At 69.1% G+C, this 10,134-nt stretch carries 10 protein-coding genes; 5 read left to right on the top strand and 5 right to left on the bottom strand.

What is annotated here, in order from left to right:
- Positions 1-1,032: 2-oxoglutarate dehydrogenase, E2 component, dihydrolipoamide succinyltransferase (gene sucB, locus MIAR_RS02405; RefSeq protein WP_285630668.1), on the top strand; the 1,032-nt coding region annotated here is incomplete at its 5' end.
- A gap of 23 nt (positions 1,033-1,055) precedes the next feature.
- Here the strand turns inward: sucB and MIAR_RS02400 are convergent.
- Positions 1,056-2,459, bottom strand: coding sequence for a hypothetical protein (locus tag MIAR_RS02400; RefSeq protein WP_285630665.1), 1,404 nt, complete (start codon positions 2,457-2,459; stop codon positions 1,056-1,058).
- 125 nt (positions 2,460-2,584) lie between these two features.
- On the opposite strand from MIAR_RS02400, the gene MIAR_RS02395 reads away from it, so the two are divergent.
- Positions 2,585-3,295 (top strand): DUF4191 domain-containing protein, encoded by a 711-nt coding sequence (locus MIAR_RS02395; RefSeq protein ID WP_285630662.1) that lies wholly within the window; start codon positions 2,585-2,587, stop codon positions 3,293-3,295.
- A gap of 64 nt (positions 3,296-3,359) precedes the next feature.
- Here the strand turns inward: MIAR_RS02395 and MIAR_RS02390 are convergent, their stop codons facing one another.
- The gene (locus MIAR_RS02390) at positions 3,360-4,547 is read right to left on the bottom strand and encodes a RimK family alpha-L-glutamate ligase (protein ID WP_285630659.1); all 1,188 of its coding nucleotides are present in this window, start codon (positions 4,545-4,547) and stop codon (positions 3,360-3,362) included.
- 25 nt (positions 4,548-4,572) lie between these two features.
- Between MIAR_RS02390 and MIAR_RS02385 the strand changes: the two genes are divergently transcribed.
- Positions 4,573-5,052 (top strand): ATP-dependent zinc protease family protein, encoded by a 480-nt coding sequence (locus tag MIAR_RS02385; RefSeq protein ID WP_285630656.1) that lies wholly within the window; start codon positions 4,573-4,575, stop codon positions 5,050-5,052.
- 45 nt (positions 5,053-5,097) lie between these two features.
- Here MIAR_RS02385 and MIAR_RS02380 read toward each other — a convergent pair whose 3' ends face one another.
- Positions 5,098-5,514 (bottom strand): RDD family protein, encoded by a 417-nt coding sequence (locus MIAR_RS02380; protein WP_285630653.1) that lies wholly within the window; start codon positions 5,512-5,514, stop codon positions 5,098-5,100.
- Positions 5,515-5,631: 117 nt separating this feature from the next.
- Here MIAR_RS02380 and glnA point away from each other — a divergent pair, with 117 nt between their 5' ends.
- On the top strand, positions 5,632-7,056 hold the full coding sequence (glnA, locus tag MIAR_RS02375; protein WP_285630650.1) for a type I glutamate--ammonia ligase: 1,425 nt from the start codon (positions 5,632-5,634) through the stop codon (positions 7,054-7,056).
- Here glnA and MIAR_RS02370 read toward each other — a convergent pair.
- Positions 7,044-8,045, bottom strand: coding sequence for a DMT family transporter (locus tag MIAR_RS02370; RefSeq protein ID WP_285630648.1), 1,002 nt, complete (start codon positions 8,043-8,045; stop codon positions 7,044-7,046). The two genes, glnA and MIAR_RS02370, sit on opposite strands and share 13 nt — an antisense overlap.
- 39 nt (positions 8,046-8,084) lie before the next feature.
- Here MIAR_RS02370 and MIAR_RS02365 point away from each other — a divergent pair, with 39 nt between their 5' ends.
- Positions 8,085-8,570 carry a MarR family winged helix-turn-helix transcriptional regulator gene (locus MIAR_RS02365; protein WP_285630645.1) on the top strand — a complete coding sequence of 162 codons (486 nt, stop codon included), beginning with the start codon at positions 8,085-8,087 and terminating at the stop codon, positions 8,568-8,570.
- A gap of 54 nt (positions 8,571-8,624) precedes the next feature.
- Here the strand turns inward: MIAR_RS02365 and MIAR_RS02360 are convergent, their stop codons facing one another.
- Positions 8,625-10,106, bottom strand: coding sequence for a SulP family inorganic anion transporter (locus MIAR_RS02360; protein ID WP_285630643.1), 1,482 nt, complete (start codon positions 10,104-10,106; stop codon positions 8,625-8,627).
- Positions 10,107-10,134 lie beyond the last annotated feature (28 nt).

Here is a 10,134-nt window from a genome sequence, read left to right as displayed (position 1 = left end):
GCGCCGGCAGCGCCCGCGCCCGCACCCGCCGCTCCGGCAGCGCCCGCGCCGGCAGCACCGGCCGCCGCTCCCGCGCCCGCCGCTCCGGCAGCGGCCGCACCGGCTGCGGAGGAAGCATCCGACTCGCTGTACGTGACGCCCCTGGTCCGCCGCCTCGCCTCCCAGCAGGGCATCGACCTCGCCACGGTGAAGGGCACCGGCGTCGGCGGACGCATCCGCAAGGAGGACGTGCTGAAGGCCGCCGAGGCCAAGACGCAGGCTCCGGCCGCCGCGACCGCACCCGCAGCACCTGCCGCAGCCCCGCTCGAGGTCTCGCCTCTGCGTGGCACCACGCAGAAGATGTCGCGTCTGCGCAAGGTCGTCGCCGAGCGCGCTGTGGCCTCCATGCAGCAGACCGCTCAGCTGACCACCTTCGTCGAGGTCGACGTGACGGCCCTGGCCGCCTACCGCACCGCGAAGAAGGACGAGTTCCTGCAGAAGACGGGCGACAAGCTCTCCTTCCTGCCGTTCTTCACCCTCGCCGCCGCCGAGGCGCTGCAGGCGTACCCGATCATCAACTCGACGGTCGACGGCGACAGCATCGTCTACCCGGCATCCGAGAACATCTCGATCGCCGTGGACACCGAGCGCGGTCTGCTCACGCCGGTCGTCCGCGACGCCGGGACGAAGAACATCGCGCAGATCGCGCACGAGATCGCCGATCTCGCCGCGCGCACCCGCGACAACAAGCTCAAGCCCGACGAGCTCGCCGGCGGCACCTTCACGGTGACCAACACGGGTTCGCGCGGTGCGATGTTCGACACGCCCCTGGTGTTCCTGCCCCAGTCCGCGATCCTCGGCACGGGCGTCGTGTTCAAGCGCCCCGGTGTGGTCACGGTCGACGGCGTGGACGCGATCTCGGTCCGTTCGTACGTGTGGCTGGCGATCTCGTACGACCACCGCATCATCGACGGTGCGGATGCCGCGCGCTTCCTGGGCGCGATCAAGAACCGCCTGGAGGCCGCCGACTTCGCGGCCACGCTGGGCATCTGATCCAGCCGGGGATCTGAGCCCGCTCAGTCCCCACCGGATGGCTGGTCCGCGACGTCGTACACGTCGCGGACCAGCCATCCGTCTTTCTCCCGCACCAGGACGAGCATCTGCTCGCCGTTCGCCGTCGTGCGCCCCAGTCGCGTGACCGCGATGTCGCCGTAGTCCTCGACCAGCGTCACGTCCCGCCCCGCGGCGTCGACTCCGAGCCGATCGAGCACGCCCTGCGCGCCACCCGCCGCGATCGCGGCCGCGCAGTCCCTGTCCTTCTTCGCACGGCATCCGTCGATAGCCTTCAGCAGTCGCGTCGCCGTCCTCTCGACGTCGTCGTCGTCGCGGTCGGGTCGCGACCGGTCCGGCGCCGGAGCGTCGGAGGCGGAGGGCTGCGGCTCCTCGGGCGGCGAGACCTGTCCGCGCTCTGACGCCGAAGGGGACGGGGAAGCCTGCCGATCCGCGGCGACCGCCTGCGGCATCACGGCATCCTCATCGCCGCCCGGCCAGAGCAGCCCGCCCAGGATCACCAGTGCCGCCGCACCGGCGCCCACCAGCAGCACCCGTCCACGCGGCGCGCGCGTCCTCGCGGCGCCGTCCGCTCCGGCCTCCACCTCGGAGGACACCTTCGCCTTCGACGGGATGCTGTCGCGCACGCGCTCCTGCAGACGCGCGCCGATCAGCACGAGCCGTTCACGGAGCGAGGGCCGCTCCTCCAGCTGCCCGGCCACCTCGGCGAGTCCAGCACGGTGGAATGGCAGGGCGCGCACCCGCTCCGGTGCCGGCCATGCGCCGTCCATGTCGGGTACCTCGCGCTCGAGGGCACGTGGGGCGGCGAGCTCGGTCAGCTCGCCCTCCCAGGCGTCGAGCTCACGCAGCACCACCCTGTGATCCGCCATTCCCGCGGCGATCCGCACCAGCATCCGCTGCATCGCGCGATCCGCGCACCCGTCTCTGACCCGCTCGATGACGGCCACCGACGCGGCCGTGCTGGAGACCCCCTCACCCGGGACGAACACCGGACGCCCGCCGTCCTCCAGCCACCAGCGGCCGGTGACCGCACGACCCGCCACCTCGACGATCCCGCGCAGCAGGCTGCCGACGAGAGTCACGGTCTCGCCGGACGTCAACGGACGTCCGGCGGCGCACCGGCGGGCGACCAACGTCTCGACCGGCTCGACGCACCAGGGAACCAGCGCACCGTGACCGTCTGCGGTCCGCACGAGATCGTGCACGCCTGCGACATGCTCCGCGCCTGCGAACTCCCACAGCACGGCATCCATCGCCGCGGTGTCGACGAGCACCCTCCGGTGCTCACCGTCGCTGACGAGCTCTCCGGTGAACGGCGACTCGGCGCCGTCGAGCCGGCGCATGAGGCGGTGCGCCCCGGGCACGAGTCCGAACCGTGGGTCCGGATGCTGCTCCTCGACGTTGTCCATCGCTCCATGAGAGCGCATGCCTGCGACCCGCGAGGGCCGCGATCACGACGAAGGTGGAGAAGTCACGGGATACCCGCGGCTGTGCAGGGAGAACGACGGGGCGATGACTCGGTAGGCTGGTACCCATGGCAAAGCGTGCTCCCGAAGCTGAGAAGCGTCCCGGCTTCTTCTCCCAGATCCGTTCCCTGTTCCGGTTCACCCGGGAGGTCTACGGCTGGCTTCCCTGGGCGCAGCTCGCCATCCTCATCGGCGGCGTGCTCATCGGCCTGATCCTCGGCTTCCTGATCGGCGGCGGCGCCGTGCTCTCGCTGATCCTGTGGGCCGTCACCGGCCTGATGTTCGGCATCCTCGGCGCCATGTTCCTGATGACGCGCCTGTCGACCAAGGCCATGTACGCCAAGATCGACGGGATGCCCGGTGCCAGCGGTCACGTGCTCAGCACCAGCCTCGGCCGCAGCTGGCAGGCATCCGACACCCCCGTGGGGATCAACCCCAAGACCCAGGAGGCCGTCTACCGCGCGATCGGCCGCGGCGGCATCGTCGTGGTCGGCGAGGGCACCCGTGGCCGGCTCACCCGCCTCGTGAACGAGGAGCGTCAGAAGGCGCAGCGCGTCGCCAACGGCGTGCCCGTGACCGTGCTGTACGTCGGCCACGGCGAGGACGAGGTCCCGATCTCCGACCTGGCCAAGCGGATCAAGAAGATCCCCAAGGCGATCGACAAGGCCACCATGGCCGCCGTCATCCGGCGCATCGACTCGGTGTCGCAGTCGCTCTCGTCGCTGCCGATCCCCAAGGGCATCGATCCCACCAAGGTCCGCGCGCAGCGTCCGCGCTGATCCGCGCCGCACTGCACGCAGCGAACCGCCCCTCACTCCAGCGGAGTGAGGGGCCGTTTCGCATTCACTCCCCCAGCGGCTCCTTGGGGAGACGGCGCACACGAGGCCGGCGGCGACGCTTCTCCGGGATCATCGACCGCATCTCCTCGAGCTTGCCGAAGCACAGCAGCCGGTCCTCGGCCTCGAGCACCACATGCTTGCGCGGGTTCGGGATGACGCTCACGCCGCGATGCAGGGTGAGCACCGTGATGTCGCGATCCCACAGCCCCAGGTCGCCCAGCTTCATTCCCACCTGCTCCGCACCGCTGTGCACCATGAGCTCGGCGACGCCGTAGCCCGTGGAGACGCTCAGCCGCTGACGGATGTCGATGTCGGGGAACGCCACCTGGTTCGCGATGTAGTCGATGATCGCGCCGGCGACGTCGAGATTGGTGGCCGCCTCGATGCCCTGCAGTCCGGGCGAGGAGTTGACCTCCATGACCAGCGGCCCCTCGTCGCTCTCGAGCATGTCGACACCGGCGACCCGCAGGCCCATGATCTGCGCCGAGCGGACCGCGGTCTGCTCGTACACGGGGTCCAGCGTCACCGGCTCCACGCGCCCGCCGCGGTGCACGTTGGAGCGGAACTCGTCGCCCTCGGCGACCCGCCGCATCGCGGCCACGACCCGGTCTCCGACGACCAGAGCGCGGATGTCGCGTCCCCGACTCTCGGCGATGAACTTCTGGATCAGCACGTTCTGCTTGGTGGAGTGCAGCGTCTCGATGATCGCCTCGGCCACCTTCACCTGCGGAGCGAGGATCACACCGATCCCCTGGGTGCCCTCCAGCAGCTTGATCACGACGGGCGCGCCGCCCACGCGCTCGATCGCCGGACGCACGTCCGCGCGGTTGCGCACGAACGCCGTGGCCGGCATGGCGATGTTGTGGCGGGAGAGGATCTGGTTGGCCCGCAGCTTGTCCCGCGCACTGGAGATGCCGTTCGCGGTGTTCGGGGTGTAGACGTCCATCTGCTCGAACTGACGCACCACCGCCGTTCCGAAGTACGTGATGGAGTTGCCGATGCGGGGCAGGATCGCGTCGTAGTCGCTCAGCTGCCTGCCGCGGAAGAACAGGTCCGGGGCGTCAGCGGTCAGGTCGATCGCGAAGCGCAGGGTGTTCAGCACCTTAACTGTGTGGCCCCGCTGCTGCGCGGCCGCGCGAAGGCGCTGGGTGGAGTACGACTGCGGTGCCCGCGAGAGAACGGCGATCTTCACAGATGTTTCCTGCCAGGATGTAGGGGTGAATCGGTCTTCTCATTCAAACACGTCCACGGGGTGGCGCGAGTGGGTGTCCCTGCCCGAGCTGGGCGTCGACTGGATCAAGGCCAAGATCGACACCGGCGCGAGGACCTCATCGCTGCACGCGTTCGACGTCGAGGAGTTCACCCGCGACGGCGAGGACTGGGTGAGGTTCGCCGTGCATCCCTGGCAGGAGACCAGGGAGGATGCCGTGGTGCACGAGTGCCCCGTCCACGATCGCCGCGCCGTGCGCAGCTCGTCCGGCCACGCCGAGCACCGGATCGTCGTGCTGCTGCGGATGCGGCTGGTCGGCCACGACGTGCAGGGCGAGGTGACGCTCACCAATCGCGACGAGATGGGCTTCCGGATGCTCATCGGCCGCCAGGTGCTGCGCCGCGGCTTCGTCGTCGATCCCGCCAAGTCGTTCCTGGGCGGTCGCGCCCCGCGCGAGATGCGCCGGAGGAACCGCGGGCGGGACTGAGCCGGTCGCGCCCGGTGGCGGGCGGGATCGAGCGCCGCGTCCGAATCAGGACCGGATGAGCACCGTGCCGGCGATCTTGTCGTGCAGACCGCGCTGATCGGCATCCCAGATGACGGCGGGGATGACGACCACCAGCAGGAGCGTGCGGACGATCGGACGCCACAGCCCGACCCATCCGCCGCCGAAGCGGACCACGCGCATGCCGAGGATGCGATGGCCCGGGCTGCCACCGGCGGTCGGGATGAACAGGATCTGCAGCACCGCGAAGACCATCATCGGCGCGAACTGGCGCCAGCCGGCCTCGGCGGGCAGAGCCAGCGGGTCGTAGCCAAGGAAGCCGAGCGCGATGAGCGTCGAGGCGAAGTAGTCGATCGCCAATGCGCCGATCCTGCGTCCGGGACGGGCGATGCTGCGAGGTCCGGTGGCGGGCAGACCGAGGCGTTCACCGGGGTAGTCGTTCACTCCCCCAGCCTACCGAGCACACGTAACATGCCCGAAACATGGCGGACACGGCTGGGAAACTCCCCATGCATAACCTGCGTAAGGTTGATGCAACCGATACCCGATCAGGAGTCGTACATGTTCAAAGAGCCCGCAGACGTCCTTCGCTACATCGAGGAGAACGACGTCAAGTTCCTCGACATCCGTTTCACTGACCTTCCGGGCGTGCAGCAGCACTTCAACATCCCGGCATCCACGGTCGACGAGGACTTCTTCCGGGACGGACAGTTGTTCGACGGCTCCTCGATCCGCGGGTTCGCGTCGATCCACGAGTCGGACATGCAGCTGATCCCCGATGTCACCACCGCGTACCTCGACCCGTTCCGCGAGGCGAAGACCCTCGTGATGGTCTTCGACATCTACAACCCGCGCACCGGCGAGATCTACAGCAAGGACCCGCGTCAGGTCGCCAAGAAGGCCGAGAAGTACCTCGCGTCCACCGGCATCGCCGACACCGCGTACTTCGCCCCGGAGGCGGAGTTCTACATCTTCGACGACGTGCGCTACTCCGTCACCGCGGGCGAGAGCTTCTACCGGATCGACTCCGAGGAGGCCGCCTGGAACTCCGGTCGCGAGGAGGAGGGCGGCAACCTCGCCAACAAGACCCCCTTCAAGGGCGGGTACTTCCCGGTCGCTCCGGTCGACAAGACGGCCGACCTGCGCGACGACATGACGCTGCGCCTGATCGACGCGGGCTTCCACCTGGAGCGCTCGCACCACGAGGTCGGCACCGCGGGCCAGCAGGAGATCAACTACCGCTTCGACACCATGGTGAGCGCGGCCGACGACATCCTGAAGTTCAAGTACATCATCAAGAACACCGCCCAGGAGTGGGGCAAGACGGTCACGTTCATGCCGAAGCCGCTGTACGGCGACAACGGCTCGGGCATGCACACGCACCAGTCCCTGTGGCTGGACGGCAAGCCGCTGTTCTTCGACGAGGCCGGCTACGGCCAGCTCAGCGACATCGCGCGCTGGTACATCGGCGGTCTGCTCAAGCACGCGCACGCCGTGCTGGCCTTCACCAACCCGACGCTGAACAGCTACCACCGCCTGGTGAAGCACTTCGAGGCGCCGGTCAACCTGGCGTACTCCGCCGGAAACCGCTCCGCCGCGATCCGCATCCCGCTGACCGGCTCGAACCCGAAGGCCAAGCGCATCGAGTTCCGCGTCCCGGATGCCTCGGGCAACCCGTACCTGGCCTTCGCTGCGCAGATGATGGCCGGCCTGGACGGCATCAAGAACCGCATCGAGCCGATGGAGCCCATCGACAAGGACCTGTACGAGCTTCCCCCGGAGGAGGCCAAGAACATCCCGCAGGTCCCGAACTCCCTGCTGGACTCGCTCGAGGCGCTCCGCAACGACCACGACTTCCTGCTCGAGGGCGGCGTGTTCACGCAGGAGCTCATCGACACCTGGATCGACTACAAGTACGAGAAGGAGATCCTGCCGATGGCGCAGCGTCCGCACCCGTACGAGTACGAGCTGTACTACGGCGTCTGAGCCGCGCCCCTCTGGCTCGAGGGCCTGACTTCCCTGGGTTCTTCCCGGAAGTCAGGCCCTCGAGGCGTCTGACGCCCCTTCACGACCTGTCGCTCTCCTTCCAGGACGACGGCGGTGCGGCGCCGGGCGTTGACGATCGCGATGCTGATCAGCACGAGCGCGATGCCCGCCGCCTGGAGCGGAGTGAGGATCTCGCCGCCGGCGAAGACGCCGAGTGCAACCCCGGTGACGGGGTTGAGCAGACCGATCACACCGACGACTCCCGCCGGAAGGTGGCGGAACCCCGTGAACCAGCAGACGAAGCCGAGCGCCGTCGCGATCAGGCTCGCGTAGGCGAACGCGGCGGTCTCGACCGCGGTGAGGGCGGGAGGCGCGCCTTCGATCACGACGGCGGCCGCGAGCAGCTCGAGCCCGCCGACCACCAGCTGCCACGCGGTCACCGTGAGCACCGGAGTGTCGTCCTGCCAGCGCCTGGTGAGGATCGCGCCGATCGACGAGAGCAGCATCGAGGCGATCGACGCCGCGATCCCCCAGCCGTCCAGCGCCCCCGTAGCCGTTCCGACGATCAGCAGCACGCCGGCGCCTCCGATCACCGCGCCGACGATCACGCGCGGTGCGGGCCGCTCGTCGATCAGCAGCCAGGCCGCTCCCGCGATCACGATGGGGCTCAGCGACATCAGCGACGCGGCGACGCTGGACGGCAGCAGCTGAGCCGCCACATACACCAGGCAGAAGAACAGACCCATGTTGAGCGTGCCGAGCACGACGGAGCGCCACCACCACGCCCCCGCCGGCGGGCGTCGCGCGACGAGCAGGAGCACCAGCCCTGCCGGCAGCGCACGGATCGCCGACCCCCACAGCGGCGAGCCGGCAGGCAGGTATTCGTGCGTCACGAAGTAGTTCGACCCGAACGCGATCGGGCCGATCGCCGCGACGAGCGGCCACCGGGCCCGGTCCCACGTACGTCGCAGCCGTTGGTTAGTTTCCATGGAAACCATTATATGTTCCGTGGAAACTATGCTGGACGCATGGGCACTCACGACCGCGTAGGAACCTTCATCGAGCAGTGGCGTCGCGAGCGCCCTGATCTCGATCCGAGCCCGATGGCCGTCATCGGCAGGATGCGGCGCATCTCGGACGACTTCACGAGTGAACTGATAAGGAACTATCGCCGCTTCGGCCTGGGCGAGGGCGAGTTCGACGTCCTCTGCGCCCTCCGCAGGGCCGGATCGCCCTTCGCGCTCTCCCCGGGCGATCTCGCCGAGCACACGATGGTGACAGCGGGAGCCACCTCCAAGCGCGTCGATCGGCTCGAAGCCGCCGGTCTCGTGATCCGCAGCCAGCGCGAAGACGACACCCGCGGTCGCATCGTCGAGCTCACGCCGGAGGGACGCGCGCTCATCGATGAGGCCTACCCTGCCCATCTGCAGACGGAGCGCCAGTTGCTCTCCTCCCTCAGCGACGACGAACGATCGCAGCTCGAGCGCCTGCTCCGCAAGCTCGTGCGCGACTGAGCTCCCCCACGCCCCCGGCGGCCGCGGGCGGCAGCGCGTGGCCGCCCGATACCCTCAGGCGCCCAGGTAGCCGCTCAGGCGGCCGTGGAAGCGCTCGCTGCGGGCGTCGAGGCCGGTGATGCCGATCGTGACCCCGCGGCGCTCGTAGCGCGTCGCGATCGAGTCCAGGGCGGCCACGGTCGAGGCATCCCAGATCTGCGCAGCGCTCAGGTCGATGATGACGGATGCCGGATCCTCCGCGTACCGGAAGTGCTCGACCAGGTCGTTGCTGCTGCCGAAGAACAGCGGTCCGCGCACGGCGTAGCGCACGCTCGCGCCGTCGGAGGACGGCATCCGCTCCACGCTGATCACGTGCGCCACGCGGCGCGCGAACAGGATCATCGCCAGCACGACCCCGGCGATGACGCCGTAGGCGAGGTTGCTCGTCAGCACGACGGTCCCGATGGTGACGAGCATGACGATCGTCTCGGAGAGCGGCATCCGCCGCAGCGTCGATGGCCGCACGCTGTGCCAGTCCACGGTGGTGACGGCGACCACCATCATCACCGCAGCCAGTGCGACCATCGGGATCTGCCCCATCAGCGAGCTGAGCCCGGTGACGAGGGCCAGCATGAACACGCCCGCCACGAACGTGGAGATCCGCGTCCGCGCTCCGCTGGTCTTCACATTGAGCACGGTCTGGCCGATCATGGCGCATCCCGCGACACCGCCGTAGAAACCCGCGGCGATGTTCGCGACGCCGAGCGCCCACGACTCCCGGCCCTTGTGCGAGGGGGTCTCGGTGATCTCGTCCACGAGCTTCGCCGTCAGCAGCGACTCCATCAGCCCCACCAGCGCCACGCTGATCGCGGTCGGCAGGATCAGCTGCAGGGTCGACAGATCCAGCGGCACGTCCAGCGAGGTGAGGCCCGGCAGACCGCCGCCCACGGGGCCCTCGTCGGCGACATCCGGCACCGTCATCCGGCCGACGATGACGACCGCAGTGACCACCACGATCGCGACCAGCGGCGACGGAACCGCCTTGGTCAGCAACGGCAGGAGGAGCACGATCGCCAGAGTCAGCGCGAACAGACCCCACACCGGAAGGGCCGCTCCGATGATGTGCGGCAGCTGCGCGACGAAGATCAGGATGCCGAGCGCATTGACGAATCCGAGCATGACCGACCTCGGCACATATCGCATCAGCCGTGCCAGCCCCAGGACCCCGAAGACGATCTGCAGGAGGCCCGCCAGGACGACGGTCGGGAGCACGTACTTCACGCCGTGCTCGTGCACGAGCGGAGCGACGACCAACGCGACCGAGCCTGCCGCGGCCGTGATCACGCCGGGCCGCCCACCGAGGAAGGTCATCGTCAGGCAGAGCACGATCGACGCCACCAGGCTCGTCATCGGGTCGACGCCGGCGACCACCGAGAACGAGATCACCTCCGGCACCAGCGCGAGGGTCGTCACCAGGCCTGCGAACACCTCACGGGAGAGCTGTCGCGGGCTGCGCAGCGCGGCGAGCACGCCGAACGTCGGGTGCGATGTGGGCATGGGGACTCCTGCCTGAGGGGACGCCCGA

It is taken from the genome of Microbacterium arabinogalactanolyticum (genome assembly GCF_030268005.1).
In the GTDB taxonomy this organism is placed as follows: Bacteria; Actinomycetota; Actinomycetes; order Actinomycetales; family Microbacteriaceae; genus Microbacterium; species Microbacterium arabinogalactanolyticum.
This window is presented reverse-complemented; position numbering and strand designations above follow the sequence as displayed.

Bases quoted from the DNA above. Each gene is read 5' to 3' on its own strand.
- MIAR_RS02400 (WP_285630665.1), bottom strand. From the start codon at position 2,459: ATGGACAACGTCGAGGAGCAGCATCCGGACCCACGGTTCGGACTCGTG.
- MIAR_RS02370 (WP_285630648.1), bottom strand. From the start codon at position 8,045: ATGGAAACTAACCAACGGCTGCGACGTACGTGGGACCGGGCCCGGTGG.
- glnA (WP_285630650.1), top strand. From the start codon at position 5,632: ATGTTCAAAGAGCCCGCAGACGTCCTTCGCTACATCGAGGAGAACGAC.
- MIAR_RS02365 (WP_285630645.1), top strand. From the start codon at position 8,085: ATGGGCACTCACGACCGCGTAGGAACCTTCATCGAGCAGTGGCGTCGC.
- MIAR_RS02360 (WP_285630643.1), bottom strand. From the start codon at position 10,106: ATGCCCACATCGCACCCGACGTTCGGCGTGCTCGCCGCGCTGCGCAGC.
- MIAR_RS02395 (WP_285630662.1), top strand. From the start codon at position 2,585: ATGGCAAAGCGTGCTCCCGAAGCTGAGAAGCGTCCCGGCTTCTTCTCC.